27 protein-coding genes are annotated in these 25,065 nt (G+C 73.1%); 20 read left to right on the plus strand and 7 right to left on the minus strand.

Translation table 11 applies throughout. From position 1 onward, the window contains the following. Positions 1 to 2: 2 nt before the first annotated feature. The gene (locus Mco01_RS08135; protein ID WP_204056274.1) at positions 3 to 428 is read right to left on the minus strand and encodes a hypothetical protein; all 426 of its coding nucleotides are present in this window, start codon (positions 426 to 428) and stop codon (positions 3 to 5) included. A 106-nt stretch (positions 429 to 534) separates the two neighbouring features. Next, the gene (locus tag Mco01_RS08140) at positions 535 to 2,346 is read right to left on the minus strand and encodes a discoidin domain-containing protein (RefSeq protein ID WP_204056275.1); all 1,812 of its coding nucleotides are present in this window, start codon (positions 2,344 to 2,346) and stop codon (positions 535 to 537) included. A gap of 333 nt (positions 2,347 to 2,679) precedes the next feature. On the opposite strand from Mco01_RS08140, the gene Mco01_RS08145 reads away from it, so the two are divergent. Continuing rightward, positions 2,680 to 3,579 (plus strand): hypothetical protein, encoded by a 900-nt coding sequence (locus tag Mco01_RS08145; protein ID WP_204056276.1) that lies wholly within the window; start codon positions 2,680 to 2,682, stop codon positions 3,577 to 3,579. Positions 3,580 to 3,720: 141 nt separating this feature from the next. Here the strand turns inward: Mco01_RS08145 and Mco01_RS08150 are convergent, their stop codons facing one another. Next, the gene (locus Mco01_RS08150; protein WP_307825563.1) at positions 3,721 to 6,585 is read right to left on the minus strand and encodes a helix-turn-helix transcriptional regulator; all 2,865 of its coding nucleotides are present in this window, start codon (positions 6,583 to 6,585) and stop codon (positions 3,721 to 3,723) included. A gap of 127 nt (positions 6,586 to 6,712) precedes the next feature. Here Mco01_RS08150 and Mco01_RS08155 point away from each other — a divergent pair, with 127 nt between their 5' ends. After that, positions 6,713 to 8,092, plus strand: a complete 1,380-nt coding sequence (locus Mco01_RS08155; protein WP_204056278.1) for a sensor histidine kinase — start codon at positions 6,713 to 6,715, stop codon at positions 8,090 to 8,092. Positions 8,093 to 8,238: 146 nt separating this feature from the next. After that, positions 8,239 to 8,949 (plus strand): TetR/AcrR family transcriptional regulator, encoded by a 711-nt coding sequence (locus tag Mco01_RS08160; protein WP_204056279.1) that lies wholly within the window; start codon positions 8,239 to 8,241, stop codon positions 8,947 to 8,949. 66 nt (positions 8,950 to 9,015) lie between these two features. On the opposite strand, the gene Mco01_RS08165 is transcribed toward Mco01_RS08160, so the two are convergent. Both Mco01_RS08165 and Mco01_RS08170 read right to left on the minus strand, forming a co-directional pair. Further along, on the minus strand, positions 9,016 to 10,284 hold the full coding sequence (locus Mco01_RS08165) for a cation:proton antiporter (protein ID WP_204056280.1): 1,269 nt from the start codon (positions 10,282 to 10,284) through the stop codon (positions 9,016 to 9,018). A gap of 6 nt (positions 10,285 to 10,290) precedes the next feature. After that, the gene (locus tag Mco01_RS08170) at positions 10,291 to 10,773 is read right to left on the minus strand and encodes a cation:proton antiporter regulatory subunit (RefSeq protein ID WP_204056281.1); all 483 of its coding nucleotides are present in this window, start codon (positions 10,771 to 10,773) and stop codon (positions 10,291 to 10,293) included. Between the two features lie 173 nt (positions 10,774 to 10,946). Here Mco01_RS08170 and Mco01_RS08175 point away from each other — a divergent pair, with 173 nt between their 5' ends. The 17 genes from Mco01_RS08175 to Mco01_RS08255 all read left to right on the plus strand — a co-directional run bounded on the left by Mco01_RS08175 (position 10,947) and on the right by Mco01_RS08255 (position 23,081). Further along, positions 10,947 to 11,219, plus strand: coding sequence for a GlsB/YeaQ/YmgE family stress response membrane protein (locus tag Mco01_RS08175; protein WP_036325746.1), 273 nt, complete (start codon positions 10,947 to 10,949; stop codon positions 11,217 to 11,219). Positions 11,220 to 11,429: 210 nt separating this feature from the next. Beyond that, entirely contained in the window at positions 11,430 to 12,044 is a 615-nt protein-coding gene (locus Mco01_RS08180; protein ID WP_204056282.1) for a D-sedoheptulose-7-phosphate isomerase, read from the plus strand. Continuing rightward, positions 12,041 to 12,277, plus strand: coding sequence for a HypC/HybG/HupF family hydrogenase formation chaperone (locus tag Mco01_RS08185; protein ID WP_204056283.1), 237 nt, complete (start codon positions 12,041 to 12,043; stop codon positions 12,275 to 12,277). The genes Mco01_RS08180 and Mco01_RS08185 overlap by 4 nt, the downstream gene beginning before the upstream one ends. Beyond that, entirely contained in the window at positions 12,274 to 12,963 is a 690-nt protein-coding gene (locus Mco01_RS08190; RefSeq protein ID WP_204056284.1) for a D-sedoheptulose-7-phosphate isomerase, read from the plus strand. The genes Mco01_RS08185 and Mco01_RS08190 overlap by 4 nt, the downstream gene beginning before the upstream one ends. Positions 12,964 to 12,968: 5 nt before the next feature. Continuing rightward, positions 12,969 to 14,033, plus strand: coding sequence for an NADH-quinone oxidoreductase subunit B family protein (locus tag Mco01_RS08195; RefSeq protein ID WP_204056285.1), 1,065 nt, complete (start codon positions 12,969 to 12,971; stop codon positions 14,031 to 14,033). 1 nt (position 14,034) lies between these two features. Next, entirely contained in the window at positions 14,035 to 15,858 is a 1,824-nt protein-coding gene (locus Mco01_RS08200; RefSeq protein WP_204056286.1) for a nickel-dependent hydrogenase large subunit, read from the plus strand. Positions 15,859 to 15,873: 15 nt separating this feature from the next. Continuing rightward, on the plus strand, positions 15,874 to 16,443 hold the full coding sequence (locus Mco01_RS08205) for a NifU family protein (RefSeq protein ID WP_204056287.1): 570 nt from the start codon (positions 15,874 to 15,876) through the stop codon (positions 16,441 to 16,443). Further along, positions 16,440 to 17,093, plus strand: a complete 654-nt coding sequence (locus Mco01_RS08210; protein ID WP_204056288.1) for a DUF5947 family protein — start codon at positions 16,440 to 16,442, stop codon at positions 17,091 to 17,093. The genes Mco01_RS08205 and Mco01_RS08210 overlap by 4 nt, the downstream gene beginning before the upstream one ends. Next, complete coding sequence (locus Mco01_RS08215; RefSeq protein WP_204056289.1) at positions 17,083 to 17,718, plus strand: DUF6084 family protein; 636 nt, start codon at positions 17,083 to 17,085, stop codon at positions 17,716 to 17,718. Before Mco01_RS08210 ends, Mco01_RS08215 begins: the two co-directional genes overlap by 11 nt. Then, positions 17,715 to 19,055, plus strand: coding sequence for a hypothetical protein (locus Mco01_RS08220; protein ID WP_204056290.1), 1,341 nt, complete (start codon positions 17,715 to 17,717; stop codon positions 19,053 to 19,055). Before Mco01_RS08215 ends, Mco01_RS08220 begins: the two co-directional genes overlap by 4 nt. Beyond that, complete coding sequence (locus Mco01_RS08225) at positions 19,052 to 19,567, plus strand: hydrogenase maturation protease (protein ID WP_204056291.1); 516 nt, start codon at positions 19,052 to 19,054, stop codon at positions 19,565 to 19,567. The genes Mco01_RS08220 and Mco01_RS08225 overlap by 4 nt, the downstream gene beginning before the upstream one ends. Next, entirely contained in the window at positions 19,561 to 19,731 is a 171-nt protein-coding gene (locus tag Mco01_RS08230) for a DUF6893 family small protein (protein ID WP_204056292.1), read from the plus strand. The genes Mco01_RS08225 and Mco01_RS08230 overlap by 7 nt, the downstream gene beginning before the upstream one ends. After that, positions 19,728 to 20,129, plus strand: a complete 402-nt coding sequence (locus tag Mco01_RS08235; protein WP_239103434.1) for a hydrogenase maturation nickel metallochaperone HypA/HybF — start codon at positions 19,728 to 19,730, stop codon at positions 20,127 to 20,129. The genes Mco01_RS08230 and Mco01_RS08235 overlap by 4 nt, the downstream gene beginning before the upstream one ends. Beyond that, on the plus strand, positions 20,104 to 20,355 hold the full coding sequence (locus Mco01_RS08240; RefSeq protein ID WP_307825564.1) for a HypC/HybG/HupF family hydrogenase formation chaperone: 252 nt from the start codon (positions 20,104 to 20,106) through the stop codon (positions 20,353 to 20,355). Before Mco01_RS08235 ends, Mco01_RS08240 begins: the two co-directional genes overlap by 26 nt. Before the next feature lie 5 nt (positions 20,356 to 20,360). Further along, positions 20,361 to 21,485: a hydrogenase formation protein HypD gene (hypD, locus tag Mco01_RS08245; protein WP_204056294.1), complete on the plus strand. Its 1,125-nt coding sequence runs from the start codon at positions 20,361 to 20,363 to the stop codon at positions 21,483 to 21,485. Beyond that, entirely contained in the window at positions 21,482 to 22,627 is a 1,146-nt protein-coding gene (gene hypE / locus Mco01_RS08250; RefSeq protein ID WP_275410476.1) for a hydrogenase expression/formation protein HypE, read from the plus strand. The genes hypD and hypE overlap by 4 nt, the downstream gene beginning before the upstream one ends. Before the next feature lie 34 nt (positions 22,628 to 22,661). Beyond that, positions 22,662 to 23,081 carry a hypothetical protein gene (locus tag Mco01_RS08255; protein WP_204056295.1) on the plus strand — a complete coding sequence of 140 codons (420 nt, stop codon included), beginning with the start codon at positions 22,662 to 22,664 and terminating at the stop codon, positions 23,079 to 23,081. Positions 23,082 to 23,112: 31 nt separating this feature from the next. On the opposite strand, the gene Mco01_RS08260 is transcribed toward Mco01_RS08255, so the two are convergent. Continuing rightward, the gene (locus tag Mco01_RS08260) at positions 23,113 to 23,763 is read right to left on the minus strand and encodes a response regulator (protein WP_204056296.1); all 651 of its coding nucleotides are present in this window, start codon (positions 23,761 to 23,763) and stop codon (positions 23,113 to 23,115) included. After that, entirely contained in the window at positions 23,760 to 25,055 is a 1,296-nt protein-coding gene (locus Mco01_RS08265; protein ID WP_204056297.1) for a sensor histidine kinase, read from the minus strand. The genes Mco01_RS08260 and Mco01_RS08265 overlap by 4 nt, the downstream gene beginning before the upstream one ends. Between the last annotated feature and the right edge of the window lie 10 nt (positions 25,056 to 25,065).

The following is a 25,065-nucleotide window of genomic DNA, read 5'->3' on the forward strand; positions in this document are numbered from 1 at the left end:
CCTCAGCCGGTCGGTCCCGTGCCGCCGGTGGTGATCGTGCTGCCCGTGGCGTCGCGCCCGATGGCCACGGACCCGGCTCCGCTGGCGGTCACGTTCGTGACGACTCCTCCTGTCGCGGCCGTCGCCTGCCGCCACAGCCCCTCCACCTCGGCCGCGAGCTCCGGGTCCTCCGCGAGCAGCTTCTTCAGCTGAACCCGCAGAACGGCCCGCAGATCCTCGTCGTCGGGATCCCGCGCGACGTCGATGACGGCCTCCTTGGCCGCGTCCTTCTCGTCGACCTTCCCGCGCAGGGCGGACCAGATCCTCTGGGCGAACCCGAAGGTCTCCTGGCCGATCTTCTCGGCCGCGGCGTCCCCGAACTTCTCCCCCGCCTTCAGCAGGTACGGCAGCAGGGGGGCGAGGAACGCGGTCAAAGCGGCGATGTCCATCTCGACCTCGATCCCGTCGGAGAAGGGGAGGACACAGATGATACGGCCCCGCGTCCCTGGCAGCGAGGGGACGCGGGGCCGTCGCGGGCGTGCGGTCAGGCGGGGATCACCAGCCGACGGCGACCAGCAGCCACTGCGGGTTGCCGTGCGAGATGAAGGACGACTGGCCCGCGTAGTCGTCGTACGGGAAGCCGTACGCCAGGTGGTTGATCGCGTGGTCGTGCCAGAACTTGGCGTAGTAGTTGGCCGGGGCGGCCTGGTAGTACAGGCTCGGCGTCGACCACTGCGACTGCGGCAGATGCGCGACGTGCCGGTTCAGCGCGGCGCAGTGCCCCGGGTCGTTGGCGAGCGACCCGGCGCAGCCGAAGATGTCGGAGGTCGCCGCCGAGATGCCGTTGGCGGTGGCGTAGCTGGTGAAGTAGTTCGCGTTCGCCCCGCCGGCCCGGAAGCCGCTGTAGCTGCCGGGCGCCGGGATCCGGTACGGCGCCTGGACCTGGGCCAGCGGCTTGAACTCGGCCGGCACCTCGTTGGCGAACCGCTGGAAGGTGGTCGCGCGGTCCTCCTGGAAGGTGGCGTAGTCCTCGCCCACCTGCACGTCGTACCCGTCCTTGGCGTGCAGCCGCATGGCCAGCTTGAGGCCGAACGCGTCGACGCGCGTGGTGTTGCCGTTGAACACGGTCGGCCCGACGGTGAACTCGATGAAGTCGTAGTACTGGCTGTCGGGCGAACCCAGGTAGAAGTACATCCGCCCGGCGGAGTTGGCCGGCATGTCCAGGTACGGCTGCTCCGCGATGGAGTGGACCTGGCCGTTGAAGCTCCAGTAGACCTGGCTGTCGGGGTACTTGCCGTTGGTCCGGTTCAGGATCTTGACCGTGAGCACGTTCCTGGCGGCCGGGATGCTGCCGGTGTCGCCCCAGAACGCGTCCGGCGGGTTGGAGCCGGTCGGGCTCGGCGTGGGGGTGGGGGTCGGCGTCGGGGTGGTCGTCCCGCCCGTCGTGTGGACGACGAACTCCCACAGGGAGTAGCCGTACGCGGTGGCGCGGGCCGTGGCGTACAGGCGGACGTACCGGCCGGTGCCCGTCACGTTGAGCGTCTGCGTGCCGCCCGTGCCCGTCGTCGTGGAGTAGACGGTCGTCCACGACGAGCCGTCGCCGGACGTCTGGATCTGGAACGCCTTCGCGTAGGCCGCCTCCCAGTTGAGCACGACCTGGCAGACCGTGGTGCTGCCGCCGAGGTCGACCTGCAGCCACTGCGGGTCGCTGAACGCGCTGGACCAGCGCGTCCCGGTGTCGCCGTCCACGGCGGCCGAGGCCGGCGTCCCGGCGTTCTCGGCCGACGACGCGGTCGCCGGCCGGCCCTGCGCGGCGTCGGCCGTGCCGCAGCCGCCGCCCCCGCCGATCGTCCCGTACACCTGGAACTCGTACAGGGAGTAGCCGTACGCGGTGGCGCGGGCCGTGCCGTACAGGCGGACGTACCGGCCGGTGCCCGTCACGTTGAGCGTCTGCGTGCCGCCCGCGCCGGTGGTGGTCGAGTAGACGGTCGTCCACGACGAGCCGTCGCCGGACGTCTGGATCTGGAACGCCTTCGCGTAGGCGGCCTCCCAGGTCAGCGTGACCTGGGTGATGCTCGCACTGGCGCCGAGGTCGACCTGCAGCCACTGCGGGTCGCTGAACGCGCTGGACCAGCGCGTCGCGGCGTCGCCGTCCACGGCGGCCGAGGCCGGGGTCCCGGCGTTCTCGGTCGACGACGCGGTGGCCGGCCGGCCCTGCGAGAGCAGGGTGCTCGCGGCCTGGGCGGGCGTGACGACGGCGGTGTAGGCGGCCAGCACGACGGCGACGACGGCGGCCAGCGCGGCGAGCGCGGCGGCGGATCTCCGGCGGCGGCCCGCGCGGAGGGTTGGCGGGGAGATCGGTGGCATCACGGCTCCTGACGTGGGGGAATGGACCCGCGCGACAGCCACGCCGGGTCCCCTGACGCGGGTCCCGGACGGGTGCCGGCGGATCGGCAACACGCAAGAGAGCGCTCTCTCGGCCAGCACTCTTACCCACCTGTGCGGAATCGTCAAGATGAAGAGTGGGAAACGTTCCGGTCACAGACCAGATGTTCCTCGCGAGCCGGACGTCCTGCAGGCGCGTTCCCCGTCGGGATCTGCACGGCTTCCGCCGAGTTTCGTGACTCCCGTGTGATCATGGAACGGGAGGATTCCGTAGGTCGCCGCAAACAGACGCGGCACCACACGGGAGGAACGCCCATGAGGCGAACAATCGCCGCCCTGGTCTGCGCGGCGGCGGCCGCCCTCGCCACGCCCGCGCTGACGGCGCCGGCGCACGCCCAGGCCGCGAAACCGGTGATCCGCAAGCAGTTCGTGGCGGGCCGCGGGGTGCACATCGCCACCTCGGGGACGATCGGCAGCCGCCAGGGGATCGCCGTCAAGTATCACGACGAGGGCGACGTCCAGTTCGGCACCTCGGGGATCGCGGCCACCGACACGACCTCGACGATGGACTGGGGCGGGCTGTTCGGGGACGACGACGTCCTGCAGGGCCTCGACGGGCCAACCCGCACGATCACGGTCAAGGGCACGAGCTACCAGCAGGGCGGCATCTTCAGCGACCTCCTGCCGCCGGGCAAGACCTGGCTGGCGCTCACCGGGGGCGACCCGGCGGCCTCCCTGTCCGCCGGCTTCCAGCTCGTCGACGTGTTCCGTCCCGGCCTGCTGAAGGCGCTGCTCGCGACGACGGCCGCCAAGGGCGCCGGCGGGACCGAGGACCGCGTCAGGACGACCGCCTACCGCGGCACCATCACCCTGGGCGGGTACTACACCGCCTACTACGGCGACACGCCGCAGACCAGGAGGCTCCTCTCGACGATGAGCGCCGAGGAGCGCAGGAGCCCGCTGTACTGGCGGGTCTGGATCGGCTCCGACGGCCTGGTGCGCCACGTGTCCACTGCGATCAGGGCGTCGCTCGGGACCGAGAAGAACGCGGTCAAGGGCACCGGCGACGAACTCGTGCTCCGGAGCTCCACCCGCCTGACGCACTGGGGCGGAAAGGTGCGCATCACGCCTCCCCCCGCGGACCAGGTGGCCCAGCTGAAGGACCTCATCAGCCCGATCCCGGACATCCCCGACTACATCAACCTCGGCGACTGACCGATCCGCGCCGGGCGGCGGACCTGCTCGCCGCCGCCCGGCGTCATCCCGCCGGACGGGGGCGCGGCCGTTCGATCTGCGCCCTGGCCCTCGGGCACCGTCGCGAGAGCGTCCGGCGGCCCTCGTGATCCGTCGCCGCTCTCAGCCGTCGGGCAGGGCGTACTGCTCAGTGACGATGCGGGCGAGCTCGACGCGGGACGCGATCTGGAGCTTGCCGAAGATCCGGCGCAGGTGGGTGGAGACCGTGTGGTGGGACAGGAACATCCGCGCGGCGGCCTGGCGGTTGGTCATGCCCCTGGCGATCAGTGTGGCCACCGTGCGCTCGGTGTCGGTCAGGCTTTCCCAGCCGAAGGCGGGCCGCGTCGAGCCGGCCCAGTGGCGGCGCCGTACGCCCAGCTCCCGCAGTCTCGCCCGCACCCGTGCCGCGTCCCGGTGGGCGCCGATGCCCTGGTAGCCGTCGAGCGCCCGGTCCAGGCTCTCGACGGCCCGTTCGCGAGCGGAGGCGTCGGGCGAGGCGGCCAGCAGGACTCCGAGATCCTCCGCTCCCGAGGCCCGCTCCCACGGCTGAGGATGATTGTCGGCGGCGAAGGCGAGGGCGTCGGCGTCCCGGTGGAGGAGCCCGCGGGCGTGGGCGGCGGCCGCCGCGAAGATGGGGGCGTCCGGATTCCTCCTGGCCAGGTGCTCGGCGCTCTTGAGGATGGCCTGCGCGTACGGGCGGTTGGCCGTGGCCAGCGCCAGGCGGGTCATCCAGGCGGTCGACAGGGGCCCCACGAGGATCGCGCAGCGTCGCTCGGCCGGGTCGGCGTAGAGGGGCTGGAGGATCTCCATGGCCCGTCCGGCGTCGCCCTGGGCCTCGGCCACCGCGGCCGTCACCCATTGTTCGAGCCCCGATCCGTAGAGCATCCCAGGGGCGGGGGGCGTGGGTGGATACTGCTCGATGTGCCGGAGCGCGGCGTCGATGTCGCCGCGGCGCACGGCGATGAGGGCGAGCATGGACAGCGCGACGCGGACGAACCCGTGGGCGCCCACCTCGTCGGCGATCATCAGTGCGGCGTGGGCCTCGGTGGCGGCGTCGTCGAGCCGCCCGGTCGCCAGCTTCAGACAGGCGCGGAACAGGGCCGGCTGTGCGGCGAACACGGTCAGCCCGAGGGCCCGGATGTCCTCCTCGGCGGCCTGGGCGGCGATGTCCGCCGCATCGTAGTGGCGCAGGGCGCGGAAGTGGAGGCTCATCAGCAGGCGCGCGTACGGGCGCTGTATGGGCTGGACGGTCCCGGTGTCCGCGATCCGGATGGCCTCGTACAGGTGCGCGAACGAGTCGGCGATCCGCCCGTCGACGATGGCGCACCGGGCGAGGAGCAGGAGCGCCCCGACGACGGCGGCGTCGGTGTGCCGCGCCCCTTCGCGGAGGACGGCCTCCGCCAGGACACCCCCCTTCCTCAGGTCACCCAGGGAGATGAGGCCCCAGAACAGCCCCCACTCCGCGCACCCGCGAAGCTCGTCGGCGAGATCGTCCTGTTCGAGCAGGCGTTCGGACTCGGTCACCGCCTCCGCGGGGTGGCCGCTCAGCAACAGGTTGTAGGCCAGCGCGCGTCGCAGGCGCGGCACCTGCTCGGGCGACGCCCTGGCGAGGGCGTCGCGGGCGAGATCGGCCGCCTCGGCGAGCCGGCCGATCGCGGTCAGGGCGTCGACGGCCGTCGCGGCGCGGGCGCACCAGTCCTGGCCGGCGCAGTCGCTCAGGTCGAGCGCCCGCAGGGCGAGGTCGGCGGCCGTCTGGGGGGAGGTGTACAGCACCTCCCGGGCCGCCCGGTCCAGCGCCAGCAGCGCGGGCCCGTCCCCCCGGGTGGCGCCGTGAATCAGGTGGGTGGCGGCGGGAACGGCGGACCCGCCCCGTTTGAGCAGCATCTGTCCCGCGTCGTGGTGCAGGGCCCGCCGCACGGCGGCGGGAAGGGCCCCGAGCACCGTCTGCCACAGCACATCGTGCCGGAAGGCCAGTTCGTCACCCGAGGGCTCGACCACGCCCGCCGACAGCGCCTCCTCCAGCCTCGGCAGCAGGCCGGAGCTCGACTCGCCGAGCATCTCGGCCAGATCCTGAACCGAGAACGACCGGCCCAGGACCGCGGCGACCTGAAGCAGGTGCCGGGTCGGGTTCGGCAGCTCCTCCAGGCGTTCACGGGTGACCTCGTGGACCCGGGGCAGCCGCGCGGACACCATCCGGGCGTGGCCGCCGGCGACCTGGACCACGCCCTCGGCCTTGAGCTTCTCCAGGAGGTCGACGAGCAGGAAGGGATTGCCGTCCGCCAGGTGGGTCAGGGCCAGGACGTCCGGATCGGGCACCGCCCCGAGCACGTCGGTGGCGACGTCCGCCACCGCCGCCTCGTCCAGCGCCCGCAGCGCGATCCGGTTCGCGCCGTCGCGTTCGAGCAGGTCGAACAGCCGCTCGATGCGGCGACCGGCCCCGCCGCCGCTCGTACGGCTCAGCATCCAGACGAGCGGGTAGGAGGCGAGGTCCCTGGTCATCGACCTCAGGGCCAGCAGGGTCATCGGGTCGGCCCAGTGCACGTCGTCCACCATGAGGACCACCGGCCCCTGGGCCACCCGCCGTTCCAGCGGTTCCTGCAGGTATTCCACCAGCAGCAGCCGCTGATCGCCCGGGCCCGGCCCGCTCTCGCCCACTGTGGAGGAGCGGGCGGGCGCTCCCAGCGCCGCCATCAGCGGGGCCAGCGGGATCAACTGGGTCAGCTCGTCGGCGACGCCCCTGGCGACCCAGAGCCCCGACCTCTCCGCGGAGGCGGCCGCCTCGTCGAGCAGGCGGCTCTTCCCGGTGCCGGGCCGGCCCTCGATCAGCAGGACCCCGCCCCGGCCGGCCTGGGCCGCCCCAAGCATGCCGAGGACTACGTCCCACTCCCGCGTACGGCCGCGCCAACCCGGCCAGGATGACCGCAAGGAATCGGGCTCGCCTACGGTTGCCGGGGCCTGCCGGACGCCCCCCATAGGTCCATGAGACATCAGTCGTTCCGGGCCCCGCAACCGCACCCCCGCCTAGCTAATCGCGTGGATGTGCGATACCGCGTCGCCCGCCGTCGGGTCAGGCTTGTTCTGGTCCCTCAGGACACCGTGCGATCGGGGGTTCACGGTGAGACTCGAGAATCGCTCCATCAGAGGCCGGCTGGCGCTGTTCGTCGGCACGGCGTTCGGCGCTCTCTGCGTCGCGTTCTTCATGGTCCTGTTGATCGTCATCGGCAGGGCGACCGCCTGCGACCTCACGAAGGAGGCGACGGCCGTGGGAGACCTGACCGCCTACTACGTCGACCGCGGACAGGTCGTCAACCCGCTTCCGCCCATCCCGCGAAACCTGGTCCGCCCCGTCCAGGTGGTCGATCCCCGGGGACGGGTCGTCGCGGCGAGCAGGGATCTCCAGAACAAGCCGCTCATGGCGCACTTCACGCCGAGGGGCCCGAGCAGGGTGAGCAGCGAGGTCGTCTGCCATTCCGTGTTCACGTCGGACCGGTGCCACATCGTCGTCGCCCAGCGGGTGTACCGCAACGGCGACTGGACCGTCTACAGCGCCGTTCCCACCCTCCCGTTCTACGTCTCCCCCGGTGTGACGGCCCTCCTGGTCGCCGGCACGGCCGTCTTCTCGATCATGGTGGTCTACGGGACGCGGCGCGTCGTGGCCCGGTCGCTCCGGCCCGTGGACGCCATCCGGGCCCAGCTCGACGACATCCAGAGCACCGACCTCGGCCGCCGGGTCCCGATCCCCGCCCCCGAGGACGAGATCTACCGGCTGGCCCGCAGCGTCAACCAGACGCTCGACCGGCTGGAGGACGCGCTGGGGCAGCAGCGGCGGTTCTGCGCCGACGCCTCGCACGAGCTGCGCACGCCGATCACCGCCATCCGCGCACAACTGGAGGACGCCCTCCTGGCGCCGGGGGAGGTGGACACCTCCACATTGTGCAAGGACGTGCTCCCGAGCGTGGAGCGCCTCCAGTCGATCGCGTGCGACCTGCTGACCCTCACCCGGCTGGACTCCGGCGTGCCCTGCGAGCGGCGGCCCGTGGACCTTTCCGTCCTGGTCGCCACGGAGCTGGAGGGCACGCCGTCGCATCTGACGGTCGTCCGGAACCTGACACAGGGCCTGATGGTCGCGGGCGACCGGTCCCGGTTGCGGCAGTTGGTCGGCAACCTGGTCCGGAACGCCCAGCGGCACGCCCTCTCCACGGTCACGATCACGGTGCGCCGGGTGGACGACGGCTACGCCCCCGACCCGCGCTCAGGAGGGGGGATGGCGGAGCTGGAGGTCCTCGACGACGGCGTGGGGATCGCGCCCGACCAGCGCGAAGCGGTGTTCCGGCGGTTCACCCGGCTGGACAGCGCCCGCAGCAGGGACGCGGGGGGCCTCGGCCTCGGCCTGCCCATCGCCCGGGAGATCGCCCGGAGCCACGGGGGCACGCTCACCATCCGGGACAGCGACCGGGGCGCCTGCTTCGTCGTCCGCCTTCCGCTGTCCCAGTAGCCCGTCATCGGGCACGGCGGCTTTCTGCGCCTGATTCGGCGCGTACGAAAAGGCTCCTTGGTGATCGGGAATCGTGACCTTACCGCGGTGAGAGGTTACAACCGAAGCTGTGGTCGTGGTCACGAGCGTCGAGGAGGCCCCCCGGCATGTCCGGCGGCAAGGGGACGTCGCGCGAGCGGTACCGCAGCCGGTTACGCGCCGAGATCAAGGAGGCGGCTCTGGAGCAGGTGGGCGCGGGCGGGGCGGCGGCCCTGAGCCTGAACGCCGTCGCCAGGAGGCTGGGCCTGACCGGGCCGGCCCTCTACAAGTACTTCCGGGGCCGTGACGACCTGCTGACCGAGCTGGTCATGGACGCGTACGACGGCGCGGCTGCAGCGATGCGGGCCGCCTGCGCCGGCACGGCCGGCCTGTCCCCACGGGAGCGGCTGCACGCGCTGGCCGGGGCGTACCGGCGGTGGGCGGTCGGATCGCCCCACCTCTACCGGCTGCTGGCGGACGCGCCCTCCCCCGCCCACCGGCCGCCGGAGGAGACGGTCACGCGGGCCCGCGCGGTGCTCGGCCCGTTCCTCGGCGTGCTGGCCCACGGCCGGATCTGGCCGGCGGCCGAGGAGATGCGCGCCCAGATCGCCCGGTGGATCGAGCGGGACGCCGGCGTGGCCGGCTGGGTGCGGGCCCACGCCCCGGACGCGGCCGACCCCGCCGCGGCGCTCGCGGGGACCGTGATCGCCTGGAGTCGCCTGCACGGCGCGGTCGTCCTGGAGGTGCAGGGCCGGTTCGAGGGCATGGGCCACGACCCGGCCACGCTGCTCGCCGTGGAGACGGAGTCCCTCGCCGACTCCATGGGCCTGCCGGCCTGAAGCCGCACGGCCCGGCCCGCCACCCGAGCCGGGCGTGCGGCCGGAACGCGCGGGCCGGGCGTGCGGTCAGGGCAGCTCGTCGGCCCGTTCGCGCTCGTCCAGGTCGTCCAGGCGTTCGGGGACGGGACGGGTCTCCTCGCGCGGCGGCCGCGACCCCGCGGGGCGCGGCCGGGGGGCCTTCGCACGACGGCGGAGGGTGCGGGCGACCGGCTCGGCGGCGCGGGCGAGCAGCGGGCCGGCCACGGCGAGGATGAGCACGTAGGCGGCGGCCAGCGGGCCGAGACGGGGGTTGGCGCCGCCGCCGACCGCGAGGCCGGCGATGACGATGTTGAACTCGCCGCGCGGGATCAGCGCGGCCCCCGCCCGGAGGCGGCCGCTCAGCGCGACCCCGGCGCGCCGGGCGGTCAGCCAGCCGGTCCCGAACTTCGTCGCCACGCCGATGAGGGCGAGCAGGGCGGCGATCGGCAGCACCGGGGGCAGCTGCCCGGGATCGGTCTGCAGGCCGAAGAACACGAAGAACACGGCGGCGAACAGGTCACGCAGGGGGCTGAGCACCTGCCGGGCGCTGTGCGCCATCGGCCCGGACAGCGCGATGCCGACGAGGAACGCCCCCACGGCCGCCGACACCTGGAGCTGCTGGGCGACGCCCGCCACCAGCATGGTCAGGCCCAGCACCTTCAGCAGCAGGACCTCGTCGCTGGGGCTCGCCACGAACCGCTCCACCAGCCGCCCGTGCCGCAGGGCGATGAGCAGGATGACGGTGATCGTGGCCGCCGCCACCGCGAGGCTCGTCGCCCCGGCCACCAGCCCGGCCCCGGCGAGCAGCGTCGTGAGGATCGGCAGGTAGGCCGCCATCGCGAGGTCCTCGAAGACCAGCACCGACAGCACGGCCGGCGTCTCGCGGTTGCCCAGCCAGCCGAGGTCGCCGACGACCTTGGCGGTGATCCCGGAGGAGGTGACGTAGGTGATGCCGCCGAGGGCGACGGCGCCGACCGGTCCCCACCCGAGCAGCAGGGCCGCGACCACGCCGGGGGCCGCGTTCAGGACGAGGTCGAGCAGGCCGATCGGCGCCGAGGTGCGTAACGTGCCCACGAGCTCGTCGGCCGTGTACTCCAGCCCGAGCGTGAACAGCAGCAGGATGACGCCCACCTCGGCGCCGACGGAGACGAACTCCTCGCTGGTGGTGAGCGGAAGGATGCCGCCGGCGCCGAACGCCAGGCCGGCCAGGAGGTAGAGCGGGATCGCGGAGACGGAGAAGCGGACGGCGGCCGCGCCGAGCAGGCCCAGCGCAAGGATGATCGCTCCCAGCTCGATGAGCTGGACGGCTGCGTGCATCCGCGATCACCCGCTGGAGAGGATGTCGGCGACCGCCGCGGTGCCCTCGGCGGTGCCCACGACGACCACCACGTCCCCCGCCTCGAAGCGGAAGTCCGGGCGCGGACTGGCCACGACCTGCCCGTCGCGGACGACGGCGACGATCGAGGCGCCGCTGCGGGTGCGCACGCGCGCGTCCCCCAGCGGCCGGCCCGTGTACGGCGATCCCGGTGCTATCGGTATCTGTTCGGTGACCAGGCCCTCCACCTGCCGTTGCAGCTCGGCCAGGCGTTCGACGACCCGCCCGGTGCCCAGGAGCTCCGCGAGCGCGTTGGCCTCCTCGGCGGTGAGCGCCACCGTCACCACGCAGGTGTCGGGGTCCTCCTTGTCGTACACGACGAGGTCCCGCCGTCCCGTGTGGTGGGAGATCACCCCCACCTGCCGCCGGCGCTCCGTGGTCAGCACATGCTGCAGCCCGATCCCCGGCAACGCCGTGCGCTCGACCTCCACGGCACCTCCCGATTCGTACCAATTTGGGGAAAAAGTCGTGAATTGTGGGAACGACTGGAGGGGCGGGAGGGTTCCCGCCCCGGCGGCTCACAGGGGTCCGAGACCGGTTCGTTAGGTGTCGTCCCCCATCTGTCGGGCAGAAGGCTGGCAGCCGACAAAGAGGAGCGTGAAGCATGGCCGTCTCCGGCATCATCTCCGCCATCATCATCGGGCTCATCATCGGCGCGCTCGGCCGTCTGGTCGTACCGGGCCGCCAGGCGATCCCGATCTGGCTGACCATCGTGATCGGCATCATCGCGGCCCTCATCGGCACGGCGATCGCCGGCGCGCTGGGCGTGGCCGAGACCCGCGGGATCGACTGGATCGAACTGATCATCCAGGTCGTCCTCGCCGCGGTCGGCGTGATCCTCGCGGCCGGCCTGTACGGCAGGCGAAGCGTGGGCTAGCCCGCACGCCGTCCCCTGGTGGACGATCGCGGCCCCGGTCCGGACGCCTCCGGACCGGGGCCGCGTCATGTCGCCATCCCACCTCAGTCGATATTTACGTAATCACCGACATTTGTTGATTTCGGTAAGTCGGTGGAAGCGTACGGTCGGATCGGGGGTTGCTCCGCTCCGGGGAACGCGGGGCACGCGAGCCGGGGGAAGTGGTCCGCGATGGACCAGTCGGCGCTCGCCACGGTCGGCGAGGTGTTCGCCCGCCGCGCCCGGCCCGCCTGTGGCCTGGCACGGGACGCGGACGCGGTCGCGCGGGCCTGTCACGCGATGGCCACCCGGTTCCACGACGGCGGCCGTCTCATCGTCTTCGGCGACGGGGAGGCGGCGACCGACGCCCAGCACATCGCGGTCGAGTTCGTCCACCCCGTCATCGTCGGCAAGCGGGCCCTGCCCTCGTTCTCGCTCACGGGCGACGTGGCCACGATCACCGGCGTCGCCGCCGAGAGCGGCTTCGACGAGGTCTTCGCCCACCAGATCAGGCACCTCGCCGTGCCGCAGGACATGGCGCTCGGCGTCAGCCCGCACGGGGAGTGCCGCAACGTGCTGCGCGCCCTGGAGACCGCGAAGGCGATGGGCCTGCTCACGCTGGCGCTGACCGGCGGGGACGGCGGGGCGATCGCGCGCAGCCCCTCGGTGGACCACGCCCTGGTCGTCCGGTCCGGCGACCCTCGGGTGATCAAGGAGGTCCACGTCACGACCTACCACATCCTCTGGGAGCTGGTGCACGTGTTCTTCGAGCAGCCGGGGGTGCTCGGCCCCCGGGTGGTCGCGTGAGCGCCCCCGAGTCGCCCTGCCACGACGAGGTGTGCGTGACCTGCTCGGACGAGGCGGTCCGGGTGCGGGTCGTCCGGCTGCTCGGCGACGGCCTCGCCATGGTCGACGGAGGCGGCGGCGAGGAGGAGGTCAGCGTCGCCCTCGTGGAGGCCCGTCTCGGGGACGTGCTGCTCGTCCACGCCAAGGAGGCGATCGCCGTGATCACTGACGCCTGCCGCGAGGAGGGGCCATGAGCGAGCGGCCCGGTGACTCGATGGAGTCGCTCTACCCCTTCCTCTACTCCGGCGCCACGGACCTGGAGGCGGTTCTGACGTCGGTCCGCGCGTCGACCGTCGAGAAGGCCAACGAGATCGTGGCTCTGCGCCGGGCGGTCCTCGAACGGGACGGCGACCGGCTGGCCGCGTGCGCTTGGGCCATGGCGGGCGCGTTCTCCCGGGGAGCGCGGCTGTTCGCCTTCGGGAACGGAGGCAGCTCGACCGACGCGCAGGACGTGGCCGCGCTGTTCCTCCACCCGGGCGCCGGCGCCCGGCCGCTGCCGGCGTTCGCCCTGACTGCCGACGTGGCGGTGGTGACGGCCCTGGCCAACGACATCGGGTTCGAGGTGGTGTTCGCCCGGCAGATCGCGGCCTCGGGACGGCCGGGCGACATCGCGTTCGGGCTGTCCACCAGCGGAAACTCGCGCAACCTCATCGCGGCCTTCCGGGAGGCCGACCGGCGCGGCATGGTCACGGTCGGGCTGGCCGGGTACGACGGCGGCCAGATGGCCGAGCTCGGCACGATCGACCACCTCTTCGTCGTCCCGTCGACCTCCGTGCACCGCATCCAGGAGGCCCAGACCACGGTCTACCACGCGCTGTGGGAGCTGACCCAGGACGCGCTGGCGGGCAGCACCTACGCAGGAACGTCACGGGGATGGTGAGCGGCATGACCGCGCCGGTGGAAACGCGGGACGAGACGCAGGAGTCGCCCGTCCACATCCTGTGGATCAACGCGGGGCTGAGCTGCGACGGCGACTCGGTCGCCCTCACGGCGGCGACCCAGCCGAGCATCGAGGAGATCGTGCTCGGGGCGCTGCCCGGCCTGCCTAAGGTCGCGGTGCACTGGCCGCTGATCGACTTCGAGTGCGGGCCGATGCAGGGCGCCGACACGTTCATCGAGTGGTACCACAAGGCCGACCGCGGCGAGCTGGACCCGTTCGTCCTGGTCATCGAGGGATCGATCCCCAACGAGTCGATCAAGCGTGAGGGCTACTGGTGCGGGTTCGGCAACAACCCCGACACCGGTCAGCCGATGACCACGAGCGAGTGGCTGGACCGGCTCGCCCCCAAGGCGACCGCGATCCTCGCGGCCGGCACCTGCGCGGCGTACGGCGGGATCCACGCGATGGCCGGCAACCCCACGGGGGCCATGGGCGTGGCCGACTACCTGGGCTGGGACTGGCGATCGAAGGCGGGGCTCCCGATCGTCAACGTCCCCGGCTGCCCGATCCACCCCGACAACCTGTCGGAGACGATCCTCTACCTGCTGTACCAGCTCGCGGGGCAGGCCCCGATGATCCCCCTGGACGACGCGCTGCGGCCCACGTGGCTGTTCGGCATGACCGTCCACGAGGGGTGCGACCGGGCCGGCTACTACGAGCAGGGGCAGTTCGCCACCGAGTACGGCTCGCCCAAGTGCCTCGTCAAGATCGGCTGCTGGGGCCCGGTGGTGAAGTGCAACGTGCCCAAGCGCGGCTGGATCAACGGCGTCGGCGGCTGCCCCAACGTGGGCGGCATCTGCATCGCCTGCACGATGCCGGGCTTCCCGGACAAGTTCATGCCGTTCATGGACGAGCCGCCCGGCGCCCGGGTCTCGGCGACCGCCAGCGAGGCGTACGGCTCGATCGTGCGCACCCTGCGCAACTTCACGTTCAAAACGGTGGACAAGGAGCCCAGGTGGCGCAGAAGGGGCCGCGAGCTGCTCACCGGTTACAAGGCGCCCTGGAGCTGAGATGACGCTGCAACGCGAGAGGGACCGGACGTTCCCGCAGGATCAGGACCGCGAACTCGTCGAGATGGCCTGGGACCCGATCACGCGGATCGTCGGCAGCCTGGGCATCTACGCGAAGGTCGACTTCGCCAACCGGGAGGTCGCGGAGTGCTACAGCACCTCGTCGGTGTTCCGGGGCTACAGCATCTTCATGAAGGGCAAGGACCCGCGCGACGCCCACTTCATCACCAGCCGGATCTGCGGGATCTGCGGCGACAACCACGCCACGTGCTCGGTCTACGCGCAGAACATGGCGTACGGGGTGCGCCCGCCGCACATCGGCGAGTGGATCATCAACCTCGGCGAGGCCGCCGAGTACATGTTCGACCACAACATCTTCCAGGAGAACCTGGTCGGGGTCGACTACTGCGAGAAGATGGTCAGGGAGACCAACCCCGGCGTGCTCGCGCTCGCCGAGCGCACCGAGGCGCGGCACGCCGGCGACCACGGCTACCGCACGATCGCCGACATCATGCGCTCGCTCAACCCGCTGGAGGGCGAGTTCTACCGCGAGGCCCTCGCGATGAGCCGCACCACGCGCGAGATGTTCTGCCTGATGGAGGGCCGGCACGTGCACCCCTCCACGCTCTACCCGGGCGGGGTGGGCACGGTGGCCACCGTCCAGCTGTTCACGGACTACCTGGTCCGCCTCATGCGGTACGTGGAGTTCATGAAGCGGGTCGTCCCGATGCACGACGACCTTTTCGACTTCTTCTACGAGGCGCTGCCCGGCTACGAGCAGGTGGGCCGCCGCAGGGTCCTGCTCGGCTGCTGGGGCAGCCTGAACGACCCGGAGTACTGCGACTTCACGTACCGGAACATGAGCGACTGGGGACGGCGGATGTTCGTCACGCCGGGCGTGATCGTGGACGGCAAGCTGCTCACGAACGACCTGGTGGACATCAACCTCGGCATCCGCATCCTGCTCGGCAGCTCCTACTACGAGGACTGGGCCGACCGGGAGCCGTTCGTCACCGAGGACCCGCTCGGCAACCCGGTCGACATCCGGCACCCCTGGAACCAGCACACGATCCCGCGGCCGCAGAAGCGCGACTTCACGGACAAGTACAGCTGGGTGATGTCGCCCCGCTGGTACGACGGCGAGCACCTGCTCGCGCTCGACACCGGCGGCGGCCCGCTCGCCCGCCTGTGGTCCACCGCGCTCAACGGCCTCGTCGACATCGGGTACGTCCGCGCCACCGGCGACAGCGTGGAGATCAACCTGCCGAGGACGGCCACCCGGGCCGAGAAGACCTTCGAGTGGCGCATCCCGGAATGGAACGGGGAGCCGCTGTCCAACGCGATCGAGCGCAACCGTGCCCGGACCTACTTCCAGGCGTACGCGGCGGCCTGCGCGCTGCACTTCGCGGAGCAGGCGCTGGCCGAGGTGCGCCAGGGGCACACGCGGACCTGGTCGCCGTTCACCGTGCCCGATGAGGCGATCGGCTGCGGCTTCACCGAGGCCGTCCGCGGCGTGCTGTCCCACCACATGGTGATCAGGAACGGGAAGATCGCCAATTACCACCCGTACCCGCCGACGCCGTGGAACGCGAGCGTGCGCGACGTCCACGGCACGCCGGGGCCGTACGAGGACGCGGTGCAGAACACCCCGATCTTCGAGGAGAACCCGCCGGAGTCGTTCAAGGGGATCGACATCATGCGCACGGTGCGCAGCTTCGACCCGTGCCTGCCGTGCGGCGTGCACATGTACCTCGGCCCGGGCCGCGAGCTGCGCGTCGTGCACAGCCCGCACGCCTTCGGCGGCGGGACCGGGCCCGGGGGCTGAGGGGGGACGCGGCCGATGCGGGGAGCGCGCGACGTCCGGGAGGCCGGCGAGCAGGTCGAAAGGCTCGTCGCGGAGCTGGGCGGCCTGGCGGACCCGGTCGCCCGCGCGAAGGCGGAGGAGCTGGTGCGGGTGCTCGTCGGCCTGTACGGCGCCGGTCTGGAGCGCGTGGTCGAGATCGTGACCGAGGCGGGCGCGGCCGACGTGCTGCGCGGGCTCACCGCCGACGGCCTGGTCTCCGGCCTGCTGGTGCTCCACGACCTGCACCCCCTGACCACGGCCGAGCGGGTGCGGGCGGCCCTCGACGAGGTGCGGCCCTACCTGGGCCTCCACGAGGGCGGGGTGGACCTGCTCGGCGTCGGCCCCGACGGGGTGGTGCGCCTGCGCCTCGCCGGCACCTGCAACGGCTGCCCGTCGTCGCGGGTCACGGTCACCCAGGCCGTCGAGCGGGCCGTCCGGGAGGCCGCCCCCGAGGTCGTCCGGGTCGAGGTGGACGGCGTGGCGGAGCCCACGGGACCGGCTGGGCCGCTCCTGCAGATCGGGCCGCGCCCGCCGGGGCCGTGCCCGGTTCCGGAGGCCGTCCCGTGACCGCCGGGCTGCGCCGCTTCGTCGTCCCGGCCGAGGCCGCTCCGGGGCCGTCGCCGGACGCCGTGCCGGAGCGGTGCGAGATGTGCGCCGAGCCGATCGCGGACGGCCACGGCCACCTGGTGAACATGGAGAAGCGGTCGCTGATGTGCGTCTGCCGCGCCTGCCGCCTGCTGTTCACCCAGTGCGGCGCCGCCGGCGGACGGTACCGCGCCGTGCCGGAGCGCCGCCTGTACGACCCGTCGTTCCGGATCTCGGCGGCCGACTGGGAGGAGTTGCAGATCCCCGTGCGGACCGCGTTCTTCTTCCGCAACTCCCTGCTCGGCCGGACGGTGGCGTTCTACCCCAGCCCCGCGGGCGCCACCGAGTCGCTGCTGCCGCTGGAGACCTGGGAGCGAGTGCTGGCGGCCAACCCCGCGTTCGCGGAGGCCGAGCCCGACGTCGAGGCGCTGCTCGTGGACCGCGGCCCGGACGGCTTCGCCTGCCACCTCGTGCCGATCGACGACTGCTACCGGCTCGTGGGCCTCGTGCGCTCGCTGTGGAAGGGCTTCGACGGCGGCCGGGAGGCCTGGGACGCGATCGACGGCTTCTTCGCGGACCTGCGCCGCCGGTCCCCGGTGGCGATCTCCGAGGGAGGCCGCGATGGCCGATGACCCGCGCTTCGACTGCCTGGGCGCCTGGGCCGACCCCTACGCCGCCGGCCCCACGCTGGTGTTCCGGCTGCGGATCGCCGACCCCGCGCCCGAGGGCGTCCACGCGATCGCGCTGCGCTGCCAGATCCGGATCGAGCCGCACCGCCGCCGGTACGGCCCGGAGGAGGCGGCCCTGCTGGCGGACCTGTTCGGCGAGCCGTCCCGATGGGGCGACACGCTGCGGCCCATCCAGTTCGCCATGGTGCCGGCGACGGTGCCCGGCTTCACGGGAAGCACCGAGTTCGACCTCCCGGTGCCCTGCGGCTACGACCTGGAGGTCGCCGCCGGGGCCTACTTCGCCTCGCTGGAGGACGGCGAGATCCCGCTGATCCTCCTGTTCAGCGGCAGCGTCTTCGCCCGCGCGGGCAACGGCCTCACCGTCCATCCCGTGCCGTGGGACTGCGAGACGCGCCACCGCCTGCCGGTCGCGGTGTGGCGCGAGATGATGGACCGGTACTTCCCCGGCTCGGGCTGGCTGCGGCTGCGCCGCGACACCCTGCGCGAGCTGCGCCTCTTCAAGTCCGAGCGGGCCCTCGCCACCTACGACGAGGCCCTCGGCCTGCTGCTGAAGGAGGCGAGGGGATGACCGCGGCCCTGGAGGCGGCCCGCCGCGTCGCCGACGCCGTGCTGTACGAGGGCTACCTGCTCTACCCCTACCGGGCGTCGGCCGCGAAGAACCGCGTGCGCTGGCAGTTCGGCGTGCTGGTGCCCCCCGCGTACTCCTCCACCGGCGAGCCGTCGGCCACCCTCACCGAGTGCCTCCTGGAGGCGCCCGGCGACGCCGCGCTCGACGTGCGCCTGCGGTTCCTGCACGTGACGTGCCGCAGGGTCGAGCGGGCCGGGAGCCGGGGCCACCGGCCGGTCCTCCGGCTGGAGGCCGGCGGCCGGACCTACCTGACGTACGACCAGGCGACCGAGCGGGAGATCCGGTTCGCCCCCCGCCTGGCGGAGCTGCACGAGGCCGGGCAGACCGTGGAGGTCCACGTGGCCGGCGACCGGACGTACGAGCCCATCATCGACGGGGGCGGCGCGCGCGTCGGCCGCGTCGTCAGCGTCCACGAACCGATCGACGCCGTGGTGCGGATCGGGGCCGAGCGGCTGCCCGGGCCGTACGGGCTGGTCCGGCTGCGGGTGGCGGTGGACAACGCCTCGTCCTGGGACCGGCCGGACGCCCCCCGCGAGCACGCCCTGCGCCGCTCGCTGGTCGCCGCCCACCTGCTGCTCGCGGTGACCCACGCCGCCTTCGTCTCGCTGCTCGACCCGCCCGAGTGGGCCGCGGCGGCCGCCCGGCTGTGCCGCAACGAGCACACCTGGCCGGTGCTGGTCGGCGAGCCCGGGCGGCGCGACGCCGTCCTGTCGTCGCCGATCATCCTGTACGACTACCCCTCGATCGCGCCGGAGAGCCCGGGCGACCTGTTCGACGCGACCGAGATCGACGAGCTGCTCACGCTGCGGGCGCTCACGCTGACCGAGGAGGAGGCACGCGAGGCGCGGGCCACCGACCCCCGGGCCGCCGAGATCCTCGACCGGGCCGCAGAGCTGCCGCCCGAGGTCCTCGAACGCCTCCACGGGGCGATCCGCGGCCTCGGCGACGTCGGGCCCCCGTCCGTCCCCTGGTGGGACCCGGGCGCCGACGGCACCGTGTCGCCGGACACCGACAGCGTGCTCGTGGCCGGGCGCAAGGTGGCCCGGGGCAGCCGGGTGCGGCTCCACCCCGGCCACCGCAGGGCCGACGCCCACGACATGTTCCTCGCCGGCCGTACGGCGCTGGTCGAGGGGGTGTTCCTCGACGTGGACGGCGTGCGGCACCTCGCGGTCACGCTGGAGGACGACGAGGGGGCCGACCTGCAGCGGGCGCAGGGCCGGTTCCTCTACTTCGCGCCCGACGAGGTGGAGCCGATCGACGAGGGGAGCCGGCCATGAGGATCCTGGTGGCGGGGGTCGGCAACGTCTTCCTCGGCGACGACGGGTTCGGCGTCGAGGTGGCCCGGCGGCTGGCCGGGGCGCGGCTGCCGCAGGGCGTCGAGGTCGGCGACTACGGCATCCGCGGCGTCCACCTCGCCTACGAGCTGACCGCGGGCTACGACCTGGTGATCATCGTGGACACCGTGCCCCGCGGCAAGGCCCCCGGCACGCTGTACGTGCTGGAGCCGTCGCCCGCCGAGCTGGCCCCGGCGTTCGTCGACGCGCACGACATGACCCCCCAGGCCGTCCTCACGCTGGCCCTCGCGCTGACCCGGTCGTTCACCGGCCGCGTGCTGATGGTGGGCTGCGAGCCGGCCGACACCTCCCCCGGCATGGATCTGAGCCCCGCGGTCGCCCGCGCCGTCGCCCGGGCGGCCGACCTGGTCCTCGACGTGATCGCGGAGGAGACGGGGGAGCCGGCCGCGCCGCGCCCCGTCCCGGCCCGCCGCGAGGAGGAGGGACGATGGTGAGACGCCTGATCATCCTGCTGCTCCTGGCCGGCGCGGTCGCGCTGCTGGTGCAGTCGCTCCCCGACATCAAGCGGTACGTGCGGATCCGCCGGATGCTGCTGACCGCGGCGCCGGCGCGCCCGCGGGCCCGGAGGCGGGCCGTGCGGGCCGGAGAGGCGGGGTGAGCGACGTGCACGAGTTCGGGATCGCGGAGGCGGTCCTCGACGCGGTCGAGCGCCGCGCGCACGGCCGGCCCGTACGGCGGGCCCGCCTGAGGGCAGGGGCCCTGCTGCGCATCGCCCCGCCCGCCATGGACCACGCGTTCGCCCTGGTCACGGAGGGAACCGTGGCCGAGGGCGCGACGCTCGACCTGGTCATCGAGCCCGTACGGCTGAACTGCCGGGAGTGCGGGCTCACCACCGAGTCCGACGACGCGCTCGCGGTCTGCCCCGCGTGCGGCGGCGTGGACGTCGACACCGAGGGCGGGGACCGCCTCGTCCTCGAGTACATCCAGACTGCGGAGGAGTCACATGTGCCTGGGCATCCCCGGGGAGATCGTGGAGATCCTGCCGGGCCACACTGACCTCGCGAAGGTGGACGTGAGCGGCGTGCGGCGGGCCGTCAACGTGGGCCTGCTCGACGGCGAGACGCTGCGGCCGGGCGACTGGATCCTGATCCACGTCGGCTTCGCGCTGTCCAAGATCGACGAGGACGAGGCGAAGGCGGCGCTCGACTTCCTGGAGGGCATCGGCCAGGCCTACGACGACGAGCTCGCCGCTCTGCGCGACTCGTCCATCGACAGGGGCTGATCCCGATGCGATTCGTCGACGAGTACCGCGACGCCGACAAGGCGCGCGCGCTGTCCGCCAGGATCGCGAGCCTGTGCGAGCCGGGCCGCGAGTACAAGTTCATGGAGGTGTGCGGCGGCCACACCCACACCATCTACAAGCACGGGCTGGAGGACTACCTGCCGGAGACGATCACGCTGGTCCACGGCCCCGGCTGCCCGGTCTGCGTGATCCCGATGGGCCGGGTCGACGACGCCATCCACATCGCCGAGCAGCCCGGCGTCGTGATGACGTCGTTCGGGGACATGATGCGGGTGCCGGGCGGGCGCGGGTCGTTCTTCGACTCCAAGGCCCGGGGCGCCGAGATCCGCATGGTCTACTCCCCGCTCGACGCCCTCAAGGTGGCCCGGCAGAACCCGGACCGGCAGGTGGTCTTCATGGCCATCGGCTTCGAGACCACCGCGCCCTCCACCGCGATGACCGTGCTGCGCGCGGCGGCCGAGGGGATCGGCAACTTCTCGGTCTTCTGCAACCACGTGACGATCATCCCGGCGATCAAGGCCATCCTCGACTCGCCCGACCTGCGGCTCGACGGGTTCGTCGGCCCGGGGCACGTGTCCACGATCATCGGCTGCCGGCCGTACGAGTTCATCGCCCGCGACTACGGCAAGCCGCTCGTGGTGGCCGGCTTCGAGCCGCTGGACATCCTCCAGTCGATCTACATGCTGCTGCTCCAGCTCGCCGAGGGCCGGTCGGAGGTGGAGAACCAGTACTCCCGGGTCGTGCCGTGGCAGGGCAACGTCCGGGCCCTGCGGGCGATCTCGGAGGTCATGGAGCTGCGGCCGTACTTCGAGTGGCGCGGCCTCGGCTTCATCTCCCACTCGGCGCTGCGGGTGCGGGACAGGTACGCGGCCCACGACGCGGAGCGGATCTTCCAGATCCCCGGCGGCCGGGTGGCCGACCCGAAGGCCTGCCAGTGCGGCGAGGTCCTCAAGGGCGTGCTCAAGCCGTGGGAGTGCAAGGTGTTCGGCACGGCCTGCACGCCGGAGACGCCGATCGGCACCTGCATGGTCTCCTCCGAGGGCGCCTGCGCCGCCTACTACAACTTCGGCCGCTTCTCCCGGGAGCGGGTGAGGGAGGCGACGCGGTGACCGAGATCGACAGGACCGCGGGCTGGGCCGAGGCCGCCGTGCGCGAGCACGCCGCGGAGAACGCGGCCGCGAGCCGCGAGGAGCAGGTGCTGGAACGCATCGACCGGGCCCGCCGGCGGAAGGCCAGGGTGAAGGAGGAGCACATCACCATGGCCCACGGCTCGGGCGGCAAGGCCACCCAGACGCTGGTCGAGGCGGTGTTCCTGGAGGCGTTCCGCAACCCGCTGCTCGAGCCGCTTGAGGACGGCGCCGTCTTCGGCGTCGGCTCCTCGCGGCTCGCCTTCACCACCGACTCGTACGTGGTCTCCCCGCTGTTCTTCCCCGGCGGCGACATCGGGGACCTCGCGGTCAACGGCACCGTGAACGACCTGGCGGTCTGCGGGGCGCGGCCGCTCTACCTGTCGGCCGGGTTCGTGCTTGAGGAGGGGTTCCCCGTCGAGGACCTGCGGCGCGTCACCGCGTCCATGGCCAGGGCGGCCGACGCGGCCGGGGTCAGCGTGGTCACCGGGGACACCAAGGTGGTGCAGCGCGGCAAGGCCGACGGCTGCTACGTGAACACCGCCGGCGTCGGCCTGCTCGACCGGCCGGCGGACCTGGGCGTGGCCCGCGCCCGGCCCGGCGACGCGGTCGTGGTGTCGGGCCCGATCGGCGAGCACGGCGTGACGATCATGCTGGCCCGCGGGGAGCTGGACATCGAGGCCGACCTGACGTCCGACACCGCGCCGCTGAACGGCCTGACCGCGGCGCTGCTCGACGCGTCCCCCACCGGGGTGCGCTGCATGCGGGACGCCACCCGCGGCGGCGTGGCCACGATCCTGAACGAGATCGCCCGCGCCTCCGGCGTCGCGGTCGTCGTCGACGAGGACGCCGTGCCCGTGCGGCCCGCCGTGCGGGGGGCGTGCGAGCTGCTCGGCATCGACCCGCTGTACGTCGCCTGCGAGGGCCGGATGGTCACGGTCGTGGCCGGGCCCGCGGCCGGGACGGCCCTCGCCGCCCTGCGGGCGCATCCCCTGGGAGAGGGCGCCGCGGTCATCGGGCACGTGAAGGACGACCCTCCCGGGCTCGTGCTGCTGCGGACCGCCTTCGGCGGCACCCGGATCGTCGACGTGCTGGTCGGCGACCCGCTGCCGCGCATCTGCTGACCCGCGTCGGCCGACGCGGAAAGGAGGTCGGACCATGAACGAGTCCCGCGAGCCGGACCGGCCCGGCCGTTTCGAGGGGGAGGACGAGCACGGGTTCTCCCCGGACGTCGAGAAGGGCAGCGAGGAGGCCCGCCGGGCGGGCGACAGGGCGTTCTCGCCGGAGGCCGCCGGGGAGCCCGGCCCCGGACGGGCGCCGTCCCGGGAGGAGGAGACCGGCGTCCCCTCCACCGACACCTCCGCGCGGTCGCCGCTGGGGGTGGGCACGAGCCCCGGGAGGAGCGCCGAGGAGATCGCGGCCACCGAGCGGGAGCCGGGACGCGAGCCCGCCGGCGTGAAGGGCGAGTCCAGGCGGCCGTACGGCGGATCCACCATGGAGGACTCCACCGGCGTCGAGCCCTCCGGTCCCGTGGACGAGGAGAGCCCCACCCTGCCCGCCGGCGACCAGGCCGGCTGACGTCCTCGCGGCCGCGCCCCGGCCGCGACGGTCAGACGAGGCCGTTCTGGTGGGCGTAGATGACCGCGTGGATCCGGTCGCGCAGGCCGAGCTTGGCCAGGAGCCGGCTCACATGGGTCTTCACCGTCCCCTCGGTGACGACGAGGCGATGGGCGATCTCCAGGTTCGACATGCCCTGCGCGACGAGCAGCAGCACGTCCCGCTCCCGCGCGGTCAGCGCCGCCGCGGCCGCCTCGTTCCTGACCGTGGGCGAGCCGTCCACGAAGTGCCGGATCAGGCGGCGGGTGACGGTGGGCGCGGCGACGTTCTGACCGTTCGCCACGGCGCGGATCGCGCCGACGAGGTCCGCGGCGAGCGTGTCCTTCAGCAGGAAGCCCGCCGCGCCCGCGCGCAGCCCGGCGTAGACGTACTCGTCGAGGTCGAACGTGGTCAGGATGATCACGTGCGGCGGCCGGCCGGGGCCGGCGGCGGCCCGAAGCCGGCGGGTCGCCTCGATCCCGTCGATGCCGGGCATCCGGACGTCCATCAGGACCACGTCGGGGGCGGTGCGGGCGATGACCGCCAGGGCGTCCAGGCCGTCGCCGGCCTCCCCGACGACCTCGATGTCCCCGGTCTCGTCGAGGATCATCCGGAAGCCGGTGCGGACCAGGGCCTGGTCGTCGGCGACGACGACGCGGGTCACGCCAGGGCCTCCACGGGAAGCGTGGTCCTGAGCTCGAAGCCGCCGCCGGACGGCCCGGCGTGCAGGGTCCCGCCGAGCGCCGCCACCCGTTCGGCGATCCCGCGCAGCCCGTTCCCCGGCGCGGCCTTCGGCGCCGTGACATCGAGGCCGGGGCCGCCGCTGTCCCGGACGCGGATGCGCAGCTCGCCGTGGGCGAACTCGAGGTCCACGGCGCACCGGCTGCCCGGTCCCGCGTGCTTGATGCTGTTGGTCAGCGCCTCCTGGACGATCCGGTACGCCGACAGCTCCACCGCCGCCGGCAACGTGAGCGGCTCCCCCACCACGGTGAAGGCCACCGGAGTGCCGCCCGCCCTGACCCGGTCGACGAGCTCCGGAAGCGCGGCCAGGCCGGGCTGCGGGGCGCGGGCGGGATCGTCGGCGCCGAGGTCCTGCCGGACGAGGCTGAGCAGACGGCGCATCTCGGCCAGGGACGCCCTGCCGGTGGTGACGACGCTGTCCAGGGCCGCCCCGGTCCGTTCGGGGTGGCGGTCCAGCGCGGCACGGCCGCCCTGGGCCTGGACCACCATCACGGACAGGCCGTGCGCGACGACGTCGTGCAGTTCCCTGGCGATGCGGCCGCGCTCGGCGGCCACCGCGAGCGCCGTCCGCTGCTCCTGCTCCCGCGCCAGATCGGCCGCACGCTCGCGGAGGGTCGCCAGGTGGGCCTGGTGGGTGCGGGCGCGGTCGCCCGCCGTCCAGGCGACGGCCAGCAGCAGTGCGGGCACCAGCGCCTGGGAGGCGGCCGTCAGCAGCACGTCGTCCTGCTGCAGAAACGGGAAAGGCCCCGGAGGTTCCACGAGGGTGTACTTGCTGAACCTGCCCGCGAACAGTCCACTCATGGCGGTCAGGGCGAGGACGTAGACGCCGGCCTCGGCGGCGGACAGCACCGCCAGCGACACGCGCCGATCGGCCGCCCTGGCCGCCACGCCGTACAGGATGAACGCGGCCACCAGGTCGGCGTGCAGGTGCGGCAGCCCCGGGCTCCGCACGTGTGCGAACGATCCCAGCGCCGCCAGCGCGAAGGCCGTGATCGGGCGCCGGTGCCGGACGAAAACGGCCGCGGCCGTGGGGGGCAGCGCCAGCCACCACCACAGAACCTGGTGCCGCCAGTTCTCCTCCGTCCCGAACTGCTTCAGGAGCCGCTCAATCGGATCCGGGCCCATGAGAAGCGCGTCGGCGCCCATCAGGAGGCCCGCCACGACCACGACGGCGACCACGCCGCCGTCGAACAACAGCCGTCGGATGGCGATCACGCCATCAGGG

Source organism: Microbispora corallina, assembly GCF_016863035.1.
GTDB classification, from domain to species: Bacteria; Actinomycetota; Actinomycetes; order Streptosporangiales; family Streptosporangiaceae; genus Microbispora; species Microbispora corallina.

What these genes read in the sequence shown, in the direction of transcription:
- Mco01_RS08190 (WP_204056284.1), top strand. Translation starts at nt 12,274, where the DNA reads ATGAGCGAGCGGCCCGGTGACTCGATGGAGTCGCTCTACCCCTTCCTC.
- hypD (WP_204056294.1), top strand. Translation starts at nt 20,361, where the DNA reads ATGCGATTCGTCGACGAGTACCGCGACGCCGACAAGGCGCGCGCGCTG.
- Mco01_RS08230 (WP_204056292.1), top strand. Translation starts at nt 19,561, where the DNA reads ATGGTGAGACGCCTGATCATCCTGCTGCTCCTGGCCGGCGCGGTCGCG.
- Mco01_RS08225 (WP_204056291.1), top strand. Translation starts at nt 19,052, where the DNA reads ATGAGGATCCTGGTGGCGGGGGTCGGCAACGTCTTCCTCGGCGACGAC.
- Mco01_RS08220 (WP_204056290.1), top strand. Translation starts at nt 17,715, where the DNA reads ATGACCGCGGCCCTGGAGGCGGCCCGCCGCGTCGCCGACGCCGTGCTG.
- Mco01_RS08255 (WP_204056295.1), top strand. Translation starts at nt 22,662, where the DNA reads ATGAACGAGTCCCGCGAGCCGGACCGGCCCGGCCGTTTCGAGGGGGAG.
- Mco01_RS08175 (WP_036325746.1), top strand. Translation starts at nt 10,947, where the DNA reads ATGGCCGTCTCCGGCATCATCTCCGCCATCATCATCGGGCTCATCATC.
- Mco01_RS08215 (WP_204056289.1), top strand. Translation starts at nt 17,083, where the DNA reads ATGGCCGATGACCCGCGCTTCGACTGCCTGGGCGCCTGGGCCGACCCC.
- Mco01_RS08135 (WP_204056274.1), bottom strand. Translation starts at nt 428, where the DNA reads ATGGACATCGCCGCTTTGACCGCGTTCCTCGCCCCCCTGCTGCCGTAC.
- Mco01_RS08180 (WP_204056282.1), top strand. Translation starts at nt 11,430, where the DNA reads ATGGACCAGTCGGCGCTCGCCACGGTCGGCGAGGTGTTCGCCCGCCGC.
- Mco01_RS08145 (WP_204056276.1), top strand. Translation starts at nt 2,680, where the DNA reads ATGAGGCGAACAATCGCCGCCCTGGTCTGCGCGGCGGCGGCCGCCCTC.
- Mco01_RS08160 (WP_204056279.1), top strand. Translation starts at nt 8,239, where the DNA reads ATGTCCGGCGGCAAGGGGACGTCGCGCGAGCGGTACCGCAGCCGGTTA.
- Mco01_RS08165 (WP_204056280.1), bottom strand. Translation starts at nt 10,284, where the DNA reads ATGCACGCAGCCGTCCAGCTCATCGAGCTGGGAGCGATCATCCTTGCG.
- Mco01_RS08150 (WP_307825563.1), bottom strand. Translation starts at nt 6,585, where the DNA reads ATGTCTCATGGACCTATGGGGGGCGTCCGGCAGGCCCCGGCAACCGTA.
- Mco01_RS08200 (WP_204056286.1), top strand. Translation starts at nt 14,035, where the DNA reads ATGACGCTGCAACGCGAGAGGGACCGGACGTTCCCGCAGGATCAGGAC.
- Mco01_RS08140 (WP_204056275.1), bottom strand. Translation starts at nt 2,346, where the DNA reads ATGCCACCGATCTCCCCGCCAACCCTCCGCGCGGGCCGCCGCCGGAGA.
- Mco01_RS08205 (WP_204056287.1), top strand. Translation starts at nt 15,874, where the DNA reads ATGCGGGGAGCGCGCGACGTCCGGGAGGCCGGCGAGCAGGTCGAAAGG.
- Mco01_RS08195 (WP_204056285.1), top strand. Translation starts at nt 12,969, where the DNA reads ATGACCGCGCCGGTGGAAACGCGGGACGAGACGCAGGAGTCGCCCGTC.